Genomic DNA, 15903 nt, shown 5'->3' on the forward strand with positions numbered 1-15903 from the left:
AAAGGAGTTTTAATCATGTTAAGTATTTTAGCAGCTATTGAACGTGTGGCCATCCAGCAGCCACAAAAAACTGCTTATCAAACGCACAGTGCCTCCTTAACATATGGTGAGCTTTGGCACTTATCGGATTGTATGGCCGATTATATCTCGAAGCTTCATTTACAGAGGCAGCAGCCGATTGTCGTTTATGGACATATGTCCCCGCTACAAATTGTTGCCTTTCTAGGTGCTGTCAAGGCTGGACACCCTTACGTACCCGTTGATTCGTCAACCCCTTCTGAAAGAATACAACTTATTTTAGAAGCCTCTGGAGCAGGATTACTATGCACAACAGAGCCATTACACATGCTGACGAACATTCCCGTTGCAGCGGTGAGTGATATCTTAGAGAACTCCTCCTCTGAAGTATCTTTACCCTCCACAGCATGGGTGAAGAACGAGGAAATCTATTATATTATTTACACTTCTGGATCAACTGGTCAGCCAAAGGGCGTTCAAATAACCGCTACTAATTTAGCACATTTCGTTTCTTGGATGCAGGAACACTTCCCTTTACAGCAAGACGGAGTATTTTTAAATCAGGCGCCTTTTTCCTTTGACTTATCTGTCATGGACCTTTATCCAGCACTTGTTGGAGGACATACGCTATATGCCATTACACAACAAGAAATTGCGAACCCGAGAGCGTTATTTGATTCATTAGCTTCGTCCAATACTCGTGTTTGGACGTCGACACCATCCTTTGTCAAAATGTGCTTAATGAACAAAGAGTGGAATCAGCAGCTCATGCCAGCATTAGATACATTTTTATTCTGTGGCGAGGTCCTGCCCATCGCAGTTAGTAAGGAGTTAATGGAGCTTTTTCCACAGGCAACTATTTATAATTTATATGGTCCAACGGAAACGACTGTTGCGGTTTCCTATGTAAAGGTAACGGAAGAATTGATAGCTCACTTTGAGCAATTGCCTATTGCTCCACTAACGGAGACAAACATTTCTTTATTAGAGGATGGAGAAATTGCTATTTCAGGTCCGACAGTTAGTGCAGGGTATTTGGGGGCACCGGAATTAACAGCAAAAGCCTTTCCGACAGTAGCTGGCAATCGCATCTATCGTACTGGAGATGTTGGCTATGAGCGAGATGGATATGTATTCTTTTCTGGTCGCAAGGATTTCCAAGTGAAGCTACATGGCTATCGTTTAGAAATCGAGGAAATCGAAAAGCAGATAAGTAACCTTCCACCGGTTTCAAGCTGCGTGGTTGTACCTGTTTATAAAGAGAAGGAAATTACTGCTCTAAATGCCCATCTTGTTTTGCGTGAGCCATTAAAGGACTCTGCCTTCAAAATGACAAAACAGTTGAAAGCACTTTTATCGGAGTACTTACCTGCCTATATGATTCCGAAAACGTTTAAATATATGGACGCTTTACCGCTTAACGCAAATGGTAAGGTGGATCGTAAAGGATTGGCGGTTATGGAAACAGTATGACGCCTTATGGAAATATAGCATTCTTTCTGATTATCGGACTATTATTACTACCAACCATCATACTCGGCTTACGTGGCAAATCATCGAAACACTATAATCTATTTGTCTCGTTGATTGTCTTAGCCCTTATTTTTGGTAGCTCATTAAACGGTAGCATTTCTCTCGTATTGTTTACAGTTTTTCAAGTAGTCCTTATTGTTGGCTACCAACGCTATCGACTCCAGCAAAATAGTGGTACGGTCTTTGTTATCGCTGTGGTATTGTCGATTTTACCACTTGTACTTGTGAAGGTACTGCCTATTCTAGGGTTACACCATTTATTTGGCTTCCTTGGTGTGTCTTACATTACCTTCAAAGCAGTGCAAATGATTTTAGAAACCCGAGACGGCTTAATGAAAGAGAACATTTCTGTTGTAGAGCTTGCCTATTTTTTACTGTTCTTTCCTACAGTATCTTCAGGTCCTATTGATCGTTGGCGACGCTTTACAAAGGATTATCATTCGGTACCATCCGCGGAAGACTATCAAAAGCTGTTATTAAGTGGGATTAACTATATCTTTGTAGGCTTTTTATATAAATTTATTTTGGCCTACTTAATTTACAACTACACCCTTATCTACTTGCCAAATCATACGTATAACTATTTAACGCCCTTCCAGGGACAATTAGCGTATATGTATATGTATAGCTTTTATTTATTCTTTGATTTTGCTGGCTATAGTGCATTTGCTGTTGGTGTTAGCAGAATAATGGGGATTCAAACACCCATTAACTTTAACCGACCATTCGCCAGCCGCAATATTAAAGACTTTTGGAATCGTTGGCATATGAGTCTTTCCTTCTGGTTTAGAGATTATGTCTATATGCGATTCGTGCTTTGGATGACGAAGAAAAAATGGCTGAAAAATAAATTCGCCATTTCCTATATTGGTTTCTTTTTACTATTCTTTTTAATGGGCATTTGGCATGGCCTAGAATGGCACTTTGTAGTCTACGGACTCTATCATGCCCTATTAATAGTAAGCTTTGATAAGTTTGAACGCTGGAATAAAAAGCATAAGCGTTGGCCTAAAAATAAGTGGACACATGCCATTGGCGTATTCATCACTTTTAATGCCGTGTGCTTTGGCTTCTATATTTTTTCTGGCAAATTATTTTAACCAAGGGCTAAAAAAGCCTGTTCAATAAAGGAGAATTATTAATGGATCAACAACAAGTTTTAGAAATGCTAGTCGAGTTATGTGAAGATGAAATTATTGTAGAGAACCCAGATATTGATTTATTCGAAGAAGGGCTACTAGACTCTTTCGGAACGATTAATCTATTAGTAGAAATTGAAAATCGATTTAATATTTCTGTGCCAATTACTGATTTTAATCGTGAAGAATGGAACACGCCTAATCGCATTGCAGGGAAATTAGCTGAAAGACAATGATCAAGAAAGGCTTTTTATCTTTATGTATTGCCTTCGCTCTATTTACTGGCTTTATCTTCTTTCCCAATGCGTGGATCAAGGCATGGATATCGGATGAGGATGTAGAGCAGGCCAAAACAAATATGTCTCCGCTTGTATTCCAAGGTACGTATTTACAGGAGCGCATGCTGCAGGAGCCTAATTCCATGCCTTTATATGGCTCCTCAGAATTAAATCGTTTTGATCCCTTCCATCCATATAATTATGCACGAGCAACAGAGGCGCCTTATTCGACCTTTATGGTTGGTCGTGGGGGCATGCAGTCCATTACTCATTTTTTAAATTTTGCTGCACAAGAGAAAAATTTAAAGGATAAAAAAGTAGTCTTTATTATCTCTCCACAATGGTTTACAGCAAAAGGTATGGGGGAATTTCATTTTTCACCGAATTACTCTATGCTGCAAGCCTATGATTTAGCTTTTAATGATGAAATGGATGCTAATCTTCGCAAACGTGCCATGGAGCGCCTATTAGAATTTGATACTGTTAAGCGTGATCGTCTTTTAAAGACTATGTATCAATATCAAATGTCAAACGGTAAGAAAAATCCGATTACTGGTCGCATGGCCATGATAGCAGGGCGTTTTCATAAGGAATTGCTAGAAAAGAAGGATTTATATTATTCGCTATTCCCACGAAAAGGTCATAAATTAAAAAGTAATGATACCCTTATTGCCAACCAAACCTTTGACCAACAAGTGCAGGCTGCTGAAGCATATGGCAAAAAACGTGTATCAAATGATTATATGATTGAGAATCGTGCCTATCAGCGACTTGTGAATGCTAATTTCTCCAAGTTTAAAGGAATGCGCAAGAAAGAGGATTATACGAAATCTCCAGAGTATGAGGATTTTCAGCTTGTGATCGATGTTTTAAAGGATGCAGGTGCTAAGCCATTATTCGTGTCCATTCCGGTCAATGGCTATTGGTATGATTATAATGGCTATCCGGAGGAACGTCGTCACCAGTACTACGATAAGATGGCTCAAGTTCTAAAAGATGCAGATGTTAGCTATGTTGATTTTACAGACCATGAATATGATCCTTATTTTATAATGGATACCATTCATATTGCCTGGAAGGGCTGGGTCTATCTTGATCGTGAAATGGACCACCATTGGGCACAGTCAAAATAAACAAGAAGGACAGTCTACAAATAATAGACTGTCCTTTTCCTTATCGCAATATCCCTTTGATGTAGAGTGCCATTTGGTCACTGACATCACTTAGTTTTTCAATAGCCTCGCTAAATTGTTGCACAAGTTCCGCTTGTTCGTTAGAAGCGGCTTCAATTTGCTCCATACTTTCCATAAGAGATTGAACATTACTCGTAATGGTTTTCAGGGAGCTTTCAATTTGTTCTGTTGCAGTTGCAGTCTCACTAGAAAGCTTTCGTACTTCCTGAGCTACGATATTAAATCCTGCCCCGTACTGCCCAGCACGTGCCGCTTCAATAGAGGCATTTAACCCTAGTAAATTGGTTTGTCTGGAAATCGTTTTAATAAAATCTGTTACCTCATTTGAACGAGAAGAATTTTCGAGAGCATGTCGAGATTTCTCTGTAATGGTTTCACTCGTTGCTGACAATTCTTCGGAATGGGCGGCGATAGTATGTATTTTTAGTTGTAGCTCTTGAATAACAGCTTGTAGGCTGTCCATAAAGCCCTCCACTTTTTCTTGAGCATCTAATGGAAACAGTAAGCTTAATACAGCTACCACTTTGCCCTGTTCACGCACAGGATAAAGCTCACTATTCATCGGAATCCCAAAATACTCTTTCGGAATGCTACGCTTTAATATTTCCCCTCTTGCAACACGACGAAAATCCGGTGAATCCTCCGCTAATGAACCGATTTGTAAGTTCGTTTGAACCCTCGTTCCCTCCAAAACAAAAAGCGTTTCCCTTTCTTCTGCACTTGTAATGGTTATCGCAATTTCTTTGTTAAAGATTTCATGAAAAATCGGTAAAGTCTCTTCTAATGATTGTATAATCCCCATAACCCTACCCCCTCTATTTTTCTTTATTATACTTGACTGCTTGGGGTAAACATACTTCTTTTTAAAACATAATAAAATACCTCAAAGTATGAACATACTTTGAGGTATTTTTTGTCTATTATTTAAGGTTGTAGAACGATTGTAAACCAAGATACTCTGCTGTTGAACCAAGTTGATCTTCAATGCGAAGAAGTTGGTTGTATTTTGCTACACGGTCTGTACGTGATGGAGCACCTGTTTTAATTTGACCAGCATTTGTTGCAACAGCGATATCAGCAATTGTTGCGTCTTCTGATTCACCAGAACGGTGAGAGATAACTGCTGTGTAGCCTGCACGTTTCGCCATTTCGATCGCTTCAAATGTTTCTGTTAGCGTACCGATTTGGTTTACTTTGATAAGGATGGCATTGCCTACACCTTGCTCAATACCAGCTGCTAATTTTTTCGTATTCGTTACAAATAGGTCATCACCTACTAATTGTACACGACTACCGATACGATCTGTTAATAGCTTGTGTCCAGCCCAGTCATTTTCGTCTAAGCCGTCTTCAATTGAGATGATTGGGTATTTGTTTGTTAACTCCTCGTACCAATCAACCATTTCTTCTGATGTTTTCACAACGCCTTCACCATCTAAGTGGTATTTACCGTCTTCTTTATTGAATAGCTCAGATGATGCTACGTCCATCGCAAGTTTAACTTCTTCGCCTGCTTTGTAGCCAGCTTTTTCAATTGCTTCTAAGATGACAGTGATTGCTTCTTCGTTAGAGCCAAGGTTTGGTGCAAAACCACCTTCATCCCCTACTGCTGTATTATAACCTTTTGCTTTTAGAACAGCTTTTAAGCTATGGAAAATTTCAGCACCAATGCGTAATGCATGGCGGAAAGATTCCGCTCCAACAGGCATAACCATGAATTCTTGGATGTCTACATTGTTATCTGCGTGAGCGCCACCGTTTAAAATGTTCATCATAGGTACTGGTAATTGTTTAGAATTAAACCCACCAAGATATTGATAAAGAGGTACATCTAAATAATCTGCCGCAGCATGTGCAACTGCCATAGACACACCAAGAATTGCGTTGGCACCTAGCTTGCCCTTATTTTCTGTGCCATCTAGCTCGATTAAAGCTTTATCAATGACAACTTGGTCAAGAACTGAATAGTTACCTTCTAATTCTTCTGCAATAATTGTGTTTACATTTTCAACTGCTTTTAATACACCTTTGCCTAGGTAACGTGATTTGTCACCATCGCGTAATTCTACCGCTTCGTATTCACCTGTTGATGCACCTGATGGTACGATTGCGCGTCCAAATGCACCTGATTCTGTAAATACTTCAACCTCTACTGTTGGGTTGCCACGTGAGTCTAAAACTTCGCGCGCATAAACTTGTGTAATAAATGGCATAATTAATTCTCCTCTTTTTCAATTAATGATTTTCCTGTCATTTCAGTAGGTTGTGACACCTCTAATAATTCTAACATGGTTGGCGCTAAATCGGCTAAAATGCCACCATTTCTTAACACTAAATTTGGTTTTGTCACAATTACAGGAACAGGATTGGTTGTATGAGCTGTCATTGGCTCGCCTGCTAAAGTCAGTACTTCATCAGAGTTACCATGGTCAGCTGTAATAATAGCTGCGCCGCCTCTGGCAAGGAGTGCATCTACTACTTTCCCTAAACATTCATCTACTGCCTCAATGGCTTTAATAGTTGGCTCAAGCATTCCACTATGACCAACCATATCAGGGTTAGCAAAATTAAGAATAATGCCATCAAATCGATCAGCCTCAATCTCTGCAAGCAAGGCTTCTGTCACCTCATAGGCAGACATTTCAGGTTTTAAATCATATGTTGCAACCTTTGGTGATGCAATTAAAATACGTTCTTCACCTGGGAATTTTTCCTCACGGCCACCACTCATAAAGAATGTAACATGTGGATATTTTTCCGTTTCAGCAATACGTAATTGTGTTTTACCATTCGTGGAAAGTACTTCACCAATCGTATTTTTCAGGTTGTCGTTTTCATAAGCAACCTGTGCGTTCACTTCATCACTATAGTGTGTGAAGGACACAAATTTTAAATTTTTTGGATGGTTTGCAGATACCGCAAATCCATCAAATGTTTCATTTGTAAACACTGTGGATAGCTGGATGGCACGATCAGGACGGAAGTTAAAGAAAATAACTGCATCATTATCACGAATCGTTGCTACTGGCTCACCATGCTCTTGAATACTAAATGGAATGACAAATTCATCTGTCACTTCACGTTCATAGGATGCTGCCACACCACTTTTTGCACTTTCTGCTGCTTGGCCAACACCATCTACCAATACATTATACGTAAGTGCAACACGATCCCAACGTTTGTCACGATCCATGGCGTAGTAACGTCCATGGATAGAAGCAAATTGACCAATACCCATTTCTGTCATCTGTTTTTCTGTTTCTTCGATATAGTCTAAGGCTGTTGTAGGACCAACATCTCGACCATCTAAGAAGCCATGTACATAAACGTCCTCTAACCCTTGTTGTTTAGCCAGCTTTAATAACGCAAACATGTGCTCATAATGACTATGCACACCGCCATCTGACAGTAAGCCCATCACATGTAGCTTTGACTGATGTGCTTTTACATGTGCCACTGCATCTATAAATGCTTGATTTGTAAAGAAGTCCCCTTCACGAATGGACTTATTTAAACGTGTTAAGCTTTGATAAACAATACGTCCAGCACCGATATTTAAGTGACCTACCTCGGAATTACCCATCTGACCCTCTGGTAATCCAACTGCCTCTCCCGCTGCTGTTAATGTCGCGTGGGGGAATTGGCTCCAATATCGATCAAAATTAGGCTTGTTAGCCTGTGCTACTGCATTCCCAAATGTTTCATCACGAAATGCAAAGCCATCTAAAATAATTAATGCTACTGGCTTTTTAGGCATTTGCTGCCGCCTCCAATAATGTTAAATAAGATTCTGGTTGTAAGCTTGCTCCACCAACTAAAGCACCATCAATATGTTCTTTTGCTAAAAGCTCCTGAATGTTGTCAGGCTTCACACTGCCACCATATTGAATGCGAACAGCATTCGCCGTTTCAGCATCATACAGCTCTTCGATAACTGCTCGAATGGCTCCACATACTTGATTTGCATCATCTGCAGTAGCAGTTTTACCAGTTCCAATCGCCCAAATCGGTTCATAGGCAATGACCATATGCTCTACTTGCTGTGCTTCAAACCCAGCAAGTGCCGCTTTAATCTGACCTGCCACCTTTTGTTCTGTTGTGCCAGCTTCACGTTCTTCTAGTGTTTCACCACAGCAAATAATTGGTACGATGCTATGTGCGAGTGCCGCTGCTACCTTCTTATTAATAGCATCATCTGTTTCATTGTAGTATTCACGACGTTCTGAATGTCCTAAAATGACATAATCTACTTCTACACTTGCAAGCTGTGCTGGGCTAATTTCACCAGTAAAGGCCCCTTCATTTTCATAGTGCATTGTTTGAGCGCCAATCGCTAATTCTGATTCGCTTGCAACCTGCACAAGTGTAGGTAGGTAAAGAGCTGGTGCGCAAACAACAGCATCTACTTTCTCATTAGAAGGGAGTTTATCCTGCACTGCATCTACAAACTGAATAGCTTCCTCAAATGTTTTAAACATTTTCCAGTTACCTGCAATAATTGGTTTACGCATCATCATGCCTCCGATATGTTTAGTTCGCTTATTTATCGTTTAGTGCTACAATTCCTGGAAGCTCTTTGCCTTCCATTAATTCTAGGGAAGCACCGCCACCTGTAGAAATGTGATCCATTTTGTCCGCCACTTCAAACTTTTCAACAGCAGCTGCTGAATCACCACCACCGATCACTGTATAGCCTGTTGTTGCCGCCATTGCATCGGCAACAGTTTTTGTACCGTTTGCAAATTTATCCATTTCGAAGACACCCATTGGACCATTCCAAATGATTAATTTAGAGTTTTTAATCACTTCTGCATAGTGAGCAGCCGTTTTTGGTCCAATATCTAGACCCATCCAATCAGCTGGAATAGCGTCTACATCAACGATTTGTGTTTCTGCATCTTGTGAGAATTCATTGGCAACGACAGCGTCGATTGGCATATGTAATTGCACGCCTTTTGCTTTTGCTTTTTCAATGAAAGATTTAGCTAGCTCGATTTTATCTTCTTCTAACAAGGATTTACCGATATCGTGCCCTTGTGCCTTGATAAATGTAAATGATAAACCACCACCGATAATTAAGTGATCTACTTTTTCTAATAGGCTTTCAATTACGCCAATTTTATCTTTTACTTTAGCACCACCGATAATTGCAGTAAATGGATGCTCAGGGTTAGATAAAGCTTTTCCTAATACATCTAATTCCTTTTGCATAAGGAAACCAGAGACAGCTGGAATATGCTTAGCAATCCCTTCTGTAGAAGCATGTGCACGATGAGCTGCACCGAAAGCATCATTGACATAAATATCCGCGAGCTGAGCAAATTGCTGTGCTAATGCTGGATCATTTTTCTCTTCCCCTGCATGGAAGCGAACATTTTCAAGAAGAAGGATGTCTCCATCCTGCATGTTTGCAACGGCTTCTTCCACCGCTTGCCCAATAGATTCTTCAAGCTTCATAACAGGCTTGCCCATTAATTCAGCTAAGCGAATACCAACAGCTGTTAAACGCATGTCTTCTTTTACTTCACCCTTTGGACGACCTAAGTGAGAAGCTAAAATAACTTTCCCACCCTGCTCTACTAAATACTCTATTGTAGGAATAGCTGCACGAATACGTGTTTCGTCGGTAATGGCACCATCTGCCATTGGAACATTAAAATCTACACGTACAAAAACGCGTTTACCCTTTACATCAATATCTTTCATTGTCTTCTTATTTAACATGAAGAAACTCCCTTCAAAGTTTGTTTTAGTTTTACATCCTTGTGTTTTACCCATCTTGGCTCCACACCATGTTTACTAAATTGAAAAGGCAAGTTGGTACTTTTTCGATCATCATCTACGAGCATTAATTCCCCAACTTTTGATAATGAACCCTAATACTTGTTTTTATAGTAGCAAAAGTTACTTACTATGTCTTGCAATTCACCATGTATCAATTACGGCTCAGCCTTAATTGCATCGAGATTTTTTTGAGCTTGCTCGGAAAGCTCCTCTTCAAAACCTGTGACATCCGCTGGGGCCATTATCTTGATTTTAGTCGGTGTTTGGACACCCACTGAATCGAAGTGAACCATTTGCACATTCATTTCACCATCTATAGAGGTGGCTGCTTTCTGCTGAATCAAGATAAAAAAGGGAGTAAGGGTAAAATCCCTTACTCCCATTACCCTTGTATATTATATCTATTGGATATTATAAAGGCTATACTTTTTGTGCATAAAAAGCCGTAATATGTCACACTTTTTACTCAAAATGTCGAAATATGATACTTATTTATGGTTTAATCCTTGTTCAGCAATGTATAAAGCTAAGTCCATTAAGCGAGTAGAGTAACCAATTTCGTTATCGTACCAAGCTAGTACTTTCACCATTTTATTTTCTAAAACCATTGTTGAAAGACCATCTACTGTAGATGAATGATGGTTACCATTATAATCAATAGAAACTAATGGTAGCTCATTGTAGCCTAAAATGCCTTTTAATTCATTTTCAGAAGCTTCTTTTAATACTTCGTTAATCGATTCTCTTGTTACATCTGCTTTTAGTTCTACAACTAAGTCCACACAAGATACGTTAGGTGTTGGCACACGCATAGAGAAGCCATCTAACTTACCTTTTAATTGTGGTAATACTTTTGAAACAGCTACTGCTGCACCAGTTGTTGTTGGAATCATAGACACCGCACCAGCACGTGCACGACGTGGATCAGAGTGTGGGAAGTCAAGGATACGTTGGTCATTTGTATAAGAGTGAATTGTTGTCATCATACCGCGTTCAATACCAAATTTCTCATCTAACACTTTAGCTACTGGTGCAAGACAGTTTGTTGTACAAGAAGCATTGGAGATCACATCATCAGTTGCTGGGTTATAGTCCTCATGGTTTACACCCATAACAAATGTAGGCATTGCCCCTTTAGCTGGTGCAGATAGAATAGCTTTTTTAGCACCTGCTTCAATGTGCTTTCCTACTTCCTCCATTGAACGGAATCGTCCTGTACATTCAAGAACTACGTCTACACCTAATTCGCCCCATGGTAATTGTGCTGGATCTTTTTCAGCATATACTTTTACGCGTCGACCATTTACTACGAAAGAATCTTCATCTGCATTGACTTCAGCATCATAGATACCGTGTACTGAATCATATTTCAATAAGTGTGCAAGCTGACCAGCATCTGTTAAGTCATTGACAGCCACTACTTCGAATTCATCATGCTTCATTGCCTCACGAAATACTAAACGTCCAATACGTCCAAATCCATTAATCGCTAATTTTAATGCCATTGTTAATTCCTCCAATAATGTGTATTGTCTGTCCCTAATAGTAGGAACATTAAATTTGTTTTATGCTCATTCAAAAAGTGTTCCAACACTTTTTGAGATCGAGTGACATGTTTGATATGATCCCCATCATCGATGGTTATTTTCTAAATTAGCAGCAATTGCTTTTGCAGCTGCTTCATCTGTTATAAAGATTGTTTGCTTTGGCGCCACTTTAAAATAAGAAAGCATGGCATTGACTTTTTGTTTTCCTGCAGCCACTGCAATGACTTGCTGACTGTTTTGAACCTGCTCAAGTTGAATACCAATCGTGCGGATACGATGCACGATTTCTCCTTCAGCATTAAAGTAATAGCCAAATGCCTCACTGACAGCGCCTTTTTCCTCTAAAATTCGCAAATCCTCAGGAGATGAATTACGACGAATGGCCATTTCCTCTGCTGAGCCGATCCCATGAATGACACAATCTGCTTGATCATAAAATGCCATCATTTCTGTTACCATCGGCTCTGTCAACATCGCTTGATAAGCCTGCTCACTTAAATGCTCTGGTAAGAATAAAGTGCGGTACTGTGTTTCCATTTGCATAGCAAAGGTTGCAACAATTGTATTGGCCTGCATTTGCATTTCATGTCCAATTCCTCCCCGTGCAGCAACAAAAGTTATCTTCTTTTGAAGATCCACAGGATGCAAAAATTGTGCAAGAGAGGCAACGGATTTCCCACCAGTGACAGCTACTATTTGCCCATCAAAAGCTGAGGACATAAATTGAAGTGCTGCTTCTTTGCCAAGCAAGGATAGGATTGTATCGTCTTCATTATAGTCACCAGGAACAACGACAACACGATGGATACCGAAATGTTGTTCGAGCTTTTTAGCAAGCTGAGTTAAACCAGACCATTCATAAACAATAGCTCTTAGTTTCTCAATAACAATTTCTCCATCTTCTGTACATACCATACCCGACTTTTGCGAATCTATTAACCCTTGTTCACGTAAAATATCTGTTTCTTTACGAATTTCTCTTTCTGTCATTTTCAATGAATCAGCAAGTGTGCGTCGTCCGATTGGCTGCATAAGTTGAACGGCTTGCAAAATTCGATACCTTGATTGCAGAAGCGGATACATTTCAGGAAGTAGCCTTTGCTGCGCCTCTGGAACAGTTAACATATTTATCTACTCCCTTATCAATAGTTGTGGGTTATTTTTCATCCCACTATATTATTTTGTGTCCCACTTATAATTTTATTATAATATGCATTTTTTTAAAGCGCAAGTAATTGTCTAGTTTTGGATGAAAAAAAGTCCCATAGCCAATAAAAACGGCTACGAGACTTTGGGGAACTTATTTTGTGAAAGATAAAATTGCGTTTTTCTTAAATCCTTCTAAAGCTTTTGTTGCTTCATTTTTATTTGTAAATTCAAAAATTCGAACATCCTTTTTCTCAAAAACTGTAATAACCCACATTGTAAAATCTCCCTTCACATCATCCATTTTTGTAATATAACAACCACTAAAACCTGTGATACATTTGATTAACTGTTTTATAACAACTTCTTACTTGATACCTATTCTACTCCGATTTTTATGAAAAGAAAGTCTAATGTGAAGGTCTTCACAAACTGTTCAATTTCAAAACGCTTTCATTGAACAATTTGTGAAATGTGTGAATTACAGCTAACATTCTAGTCATTTTTACCGTTAATAACTCTTTATATGTTTGGTAACTTAACTGCCTAATTGCTCCATTAACGTGGCATAATCTAAATGACCATACTGGATGACAACACCATCTTTTTCAACTACGGGAATCATTAGCATATATTTTTCATGTATGAAATCATCCTGTTCAATATCGATCATATCAATTTCGAATGGAACATCTTCCTGAACAAGCTTTAATGTTTGCAACCCCTCTACACATAATGGACAATTGGCTCGACTAAAAAATTTTACAATCATGAATAGCACCTCCCACTCTATTATAAACAAAAGTTTGATAAAGAAATGCTTCTATTCATTGATGGCTTTTGATGGAACAGGTTTAGATTCTTTTTGCTTAACCGTCGTATTTTTGCCCACAATGACTGAAAGTACGACAATCATTGCTACAACGACTGTAAATGATGTGATAGATTCATTTAAAAAAAGAGTTGCAAAAAGGATCATTAAAAATGGCTGTACATATTGAATTTGACTCACTCTTGCAATGCCTCCCATAGCCATTCCGCCATACCAAGCAACATATGCTAAAAACTGGCTGACAACGGCTAAGTAGAACAGGCTAAGCCATGCTGTGGCAGGGGCCTGTAGCATATCTGCTGTAAAGCTTAAAAAAACTGGAATGATAAAAAAAGGACCTGCTATTAGAATGGCCCATGCAATAACTTGCCAACTACCTAGTTCCTTGGATAATTGTCCTCCTTCCGCATAGCTAAGACCTAGTATTAGCACTGCCGCTAATAGGGCTAAATCCGCCATATGTAATTGCCCTAAGCCTAGATAGCTAGCATAGATGATGACTGCTATCGCCCCAATGACACTTGATAGCCAAAATTTTAATGAGGGTCGTTCACCTGCTCGAAAGATGGCAAAACCTGCAGTTGCTAAAGGTAATAATGCTAATTCTACTGCGCCATGAGATACAGGCAAACTGGTCATCGCCCAAGAAGTAAGCAACGGAAATCCTAACACCGCTCCAAAGGAGACAATCATTAAGCTCTTAAATTGCCTTGCAGAAGGTAGCCTTTCTTTTCTTACAAGCAACACAATGGCTACAATAATCCCAGCGATTACTGCTCTCCCCAACCCAACGATTGTAGTACCAAAATACGGTACCGCTATACTTGTTGCAGGTAATGTTAAACTAAAGCAAATTACTCCAACAACACCTAACAACAAGCCTATTTTTTCCTTTCTTTTATCCGGCATAATTCTCATCCTTCCATTTTTCTCCCTATCTGTCCCTGGTATAATCAATAGTAAGAGGTACTACATCAAAAATAAACAGAATTTTCTAGCAACTGTCCTGGTACAGATAAGGGGGGAAACGAATTGGAGGCTAAATATTTGGGGATTATCGAGGACATAAAAGATAAGATGGCAAACGGCTTACTCACTACAGGTAGTAAGCTCCCTTCTGTTCGACAATTAGCTGAGCAATTTTCCTGTAGTAAAAATACAGTAATCAGAGCGTACAATGAGCTGGAAAAGGACCATTTTATTTTTTCCATTCCAAAAAGCGGTTACTATGTTGTGAATAAATTAGAGCAGCCAACCACATCACAATATGTCGTTGATTTTTTGTCTGCAGGTCCAGACAAAACGATTATGCCTTATATTGAATTTCAGCATTGTATCAATCAAGCCATCGATATCTATAAGGAAGAATTATTTAGTTATAGTGACCAACAAGGCCTTTACTCTCTTCGTGTTCAAATAACGAAGTATTTACAAAGCTTGCAGGTCTTTACCGATCCTGATCGCTTATTTATCGTTTCAGGCTCTCAGCAAGCCTTACATTTATTAGTGTCCATGCCATTTCCGAATGGCAAAAGTAATATATTAATTGAACAGCCTACCTATTTCGGTTTTATAGAATCTGTTCACCTACATCAGGCTACTACCTTTGGGATTGATTTGACGATGGAGGGTATTGATTTAGAGCGACTCGAATATATTTTTCGCAATAATGATATCAAGTTTTTCTATATAGTGCCGAGATTCCAAAATCCTCTCGGTCATAGCTATACAAATGCTGAAAAAAGAAAAATTGTAGAACTAGCAGAAAAATATGATGTTTATATTGTGGAGGATGATTTTTTAGGAGATTTGGATCCAGACTCTAAATCGGATCCATTGTTCGCTTATAATCCTTCTGGCAGAATTATTTATATTAAAAGCTTTTCAAAGGTGTTTCTCCCTGGCCTCAGAGTTGCTACTGTCGTACTCCCAACTATAATGATGAATCATTTCTTGCGTTATAAATTTAGTGCAGATTTCAATAGCGCTGTTCTCTCACAGGGTGCCTTAGATATTTATTTAAAAAGTGGTATGTTTAATAGCCATATTAAAACGATAAAAGCACTTTATGTAGGAAAAATGAAGGCTTTACAGGAGGCTTGCGAATCATTACTTCCAAGTCATACTAACTTCACGAAACCTGTATCAGGCTTTTATCTGTCAATCGTTCTTCCTGACAATGTGAGTGCTAAGCAGACAGTGCACCTATTAAAAAATAAAAATATTTTCATGGATGATGCTTCTAGAATGTTTTTACCAGAATTTAAAAGGGATAATCTGATTCGTTTAAGTATCTCTCAAGTGGATGAGCAATTCATTCATCACGGCATTGAGGAACTAGCTCAATGTATTTCTTCATTAGAACGTAAGAAGCCTTACCCAAATACCATTCACCTACTATAATCAACAAAAGGCATCGAGTGCGAGCAAGCT

16 protein-coding genes are annotated in these 15903 nt (G+C 39.1%); 5 read left to right on the top strand and 11 right to left on the bottom strand.

Annotated elements, in window-relative coordinates:
• Window positions 1–15 precede the first annotated feature (15 nt).
• Genes dltA through dltD form a run of 4 tightly spaced genes read left to right on the top strand, consistent with a single transcriptional unit; the run spans window position 16 to window position 4101 of the window.
• A complete protein-coding gene (dltA, locus tag MKY49_RS18305) occupies window positions 16–1491 on the top strand; it encodes a D-alanine--poly(phosphoribitol) ligase subunit DltA (protein WP_341386813.1) in 1476 nt (491 codons plus the stop codon).
• The gene (gene dltB / locus MKY49_RS18310) at window positions 1488–2651 is read left to right on the top strand and encodes a D-alanyl-lipoteichoic acid biosynthesis protein DltB (protein WP_341386814.1); all 1164 of its coding nucleotides are present in this window, start codon (window positions 1488–1490) and stop codon (window positions 2649–2651) included. The genes dltA and dltB overlap by 4 nt, the downstream gene beginning before the upstream one ends.
• Window positions 2652–2692: 41 nt before the next feature.
• Window positions 2693–2926, top strand: coding sequence for a D-alanine--poly(phosphoribitol) ligase subunit 2 (gene dltC / locus MKY49_RS18315; protein WP_016994756.1), 234 nt, complete (start codon window positions 2693–2695; stop codon window positions 2924–2926).
• Window positions 2923–4101 (top strand): D-alanyl-lipoteichoic acid biosynthesis protein DltD, encoded by a 1179-nt coding sequence (gene dltD / locus MKY49_RS18320; protein ID WP_341386815.1) that lies wholly within the window; start codon window positions 2923–2925, stop codon window positions 4099–4101. Before dltC ends, dltD begins: the two co-directional genes overlap by 4 nt.
• 40 nt (window positions 4102–4141) lie before the next feature.
• Here dltD and MKY49_RS18325 read toward each other — a convergent pair whose 3' ends face one another.
• The 11 genes from MKY49_RS18325 to MKY49_RS18375 form a co-directional block, all read right to left on the bottom strand.
• Entirely contained in the window at window positions 4142–4963 is an 822-nt protein-coding gene (locus MKY49_RS18325) for a methyl-accepting chemotaxis protein (RefSeq protein WP_341386816.1), read from the bottom strand.
• A 118-nt stretch (window positions 4964–5081) separates the two neighbouring features.
• Window positions 5082–6374, bottom strand: a complete 1293-nt coding sequence (eno, locus tag MKY49_RS18330; protein WP_274794368.1) for a phosphopyruvate hydratase — start codon at window positions 6372–6374, stop codon at window positions 5082–5084.
• A gap of 2 nt (window positions 6375–6376) precedes the next feature.
• Window positions 6377–7918, bottom strand: coding sequence for a 2,3-bisphosphoglycerate-independent phosphoglycerate mutase (gpmI, locus tag MKY49_RS18335; RefSeq protein ID WP_322611116.1), 1542 nt, complete (start codon window positions 7916–7918; stop codon window positions 6377–6379).
• On the bottom strand, window positions 7911–8672 hold the full coding sequence (gene tpiA / locus MKY49_RS18340; RefSeq protein WP_313471691.1) for a triose-phosphate isomerase: 762 nt from the start codon (window positions 8670–8672) through the stop codon (window positions 7911–7913). Before tpiA ends, gpmI begins: the two co-directional genes overlap by 8 nt.
• A gap of 28 nt (window positions 8673–8700) precedes the next feature.
• The gene (locus MKY49_RS18345) at window positions 8701–9885 is read right to left on the bottom strand and encodes a phosphoglycerate kinase (protein ID WP_341386817.1); all 1185 of its coding nucleotides are present in this window, start codon (window positions 9883–9885) and stop codon (window positions 8701–8703) included.
• 215 nt (window positions 9886–10100) lie between these two features.
• Complete coding sequence (locus tag MKY49_RS18350; RefSeq protein ID WP_341386818.1) at window positions 10101–10328, bottom strand: hypothetical protein; 228 nt, start codon at window positions 10326–10328, stop codon at window positions 10101–10103.
• 105 nt (window positions 10329–10433) lie between these two features.
• Window positions 10434–11450, bottom strand: a complete 1017-nt coding sequence (gap, locus tag MKY49_RS18355; protein WP_312506004.1) for a type I glyceraldehyde-3-phosphate dehydrogenase — start codon at window positions 11448–11450, stop codon at window positions 10434–10436.
• A gap of 126 nt (window positions 11451–11576) precedes the next feature.
• A complete protein-coding gene (locus MKY49_RS18360; protein ID WP_341386819.1) occupies window positions 11577–12617 on the bottom strand; it encodes a sugar-binding transcriptional regulator in 1041 nt (346 codons plus the stop codon).
• Between the two features lie 175 nt (window positions 12618–12792).
• Window positions 12793–12915 (bottom strand): hypothetical protein, encoded by a 123-nt coding sequence (locus MKY49_RS18365; RefSeq protein ID WP_255250346.1) that lies wholly within the window; start codon window positions 12913–12915, stop codon window positions 12793–12795.
• Window positions 12916–13176: 261 nt separating this feature from the next.
• On the bottom strand, window positions 13177–13410 hold the full coding sequence (locus MKY49_RS18370; RefSeq protein WP_274794375.1) for a glutaredoxin family protein: 234 nt from the start codon (window positions 13408–13410) through the stop codon (window positions 13177–13179).
• 51 nt (window positions 13411–13461) lie between these two features.
• Entirely contained in the window at window positions 13462–14379 is a 918-nt protein-coding gene (locus MKY49_RS18375; protein ID WP_312506009.1) for a DMT family transporter, read from the bottom strand.
• 123 nt (window positions 14380–14502) lie between these two features.
• On the opposite strand from MKY49_RS18375, the gene MKY49_RS18380 reads away from it, so the two are divergent.
• The gene (locus tag MKY49_RS18380) at window positions 14503–15873 is read left to right on the top strand and encodes an aminotransferase-like domain-containing protein (protein WP_341386820.1); all 1371 of its coding nucleotides are present in this window, start codon (window positions 14503–14505) and stop codon (window positions 15871–15873) included.
• The last annotated feature ends 30 nt before the right edge of the window (window positions 15874–15903 follow it).

The sequence above is a fragment of the Lysinibacillus sp. FSL M8-0134 genome, from assembly GCF_038069745.1.
Classification (GTDB): Bacteria; Bacillota; Bacilli; order Bacillales_A; family Planococcaceae; genus Lysinibacillus; species Lysinibacillus irui.

Bases quoted from the DNA above. Each gene is read 5' to 3' on its own strand.
- dltA (WP_341386813.1), top strand. From the start codon at position 16: ATGTTAAGTATTTTAGCAGCTATTGAACGTGTGGCCATCCAGCAGCCA.
- dltB (WP_341386814.1), top strand. From the start codon at position 1,488: ATGACGCCTTATGGAAATATAGCATTCTTTCTGATTATCGGACTATTA.
- dltC (WP_016994756.1), top strand. From the start codon at position 2,693: ATGGATCAACAACAAGTTTTAGAAATGCTAGTCGAGTTATGTGAAGAT.
- dltD (WP_341386815.1), top strand. From the start codon at position 2,923: ATGATCAAGAAAGGCTTTTTATCTTTATGTATTGCCTTCGCTCTATTT.
- MKY49_RS18325 (WP_341386816.1), bottom strand. From the start codon at position 4,963: ATGGGGATTATACAATCATTAGAAGAGACTTTACCGATTTTTCATGAA.
- eno (WP_274794368.1), bottom strand. From the start codon at position 6,374: ATGCCATTTATTACACAAGTTTATGCGCGCGAAGTTTTAGACTCACGT.
- gpmI (WP_322611116.1), bottom strand. From the start codon at position 7,918: ATGCCTAAAAAGCCAGTAGCATTAATTATTTTAGATGGCTTTGCATTT.
- tpiA (WP_313471691.1), bottom strand. From the start codon at position 8,672: ATGCGTAAACCAATTATTGCAGGTAACTGGAAAATGTTTAAAACATTT.
- MKY49_RS18345 (WP_341386817.1), bottom strand. From the start codon at position 9,885: ATGTTAAATAAGAAGACAATGAAAGATATTGATGTAAAGGGTAAACGC.
- MKY49_RS18350 (WP_341386818.1), bottom strand. From the start codon at position 10,328: ATGGGAGTAAGGGATTTTACCCTTACTCCCTTTTTTATCTTGATTCAG.
- gap (WP_312506004.1), bottom strand. From the start codon at position 11,450: ATGGCATTAAAATTAGCGATTAATGGATTTGGACGTATTGGACGTTTA.
- MKY49_RS18360 (WP_341386819.1), bottom strand. From the start codon at position 12,617: ATGTTAACTGTTCCAGAGGCGCAGCAAAGGCTACTTCCTGAAATGTAT.
- MKY49_RS18365 (WP_255250346.1), bottom strand. From the start codon at position 12,915: ATGTGGGTTATTACAGTTTTTGAGAAAAAGGATGTTCGAATTTTTGAA.
- MKY49_RS18370 (WP_274794375.1), bottom strand. From the start codon at position 13,410: ATGATTGTAAAATTTTTTAGTCGAGCCAATTGTCCATTATGTGTAGAG.
- MKY49_RS18375 (WP_312506009.1), bottom strand. From the start codon at position 14,379: ATGCCGGATAAAAGAAAGGAAAAAATAGGCTTGTTGTTAGGTGTTGTT.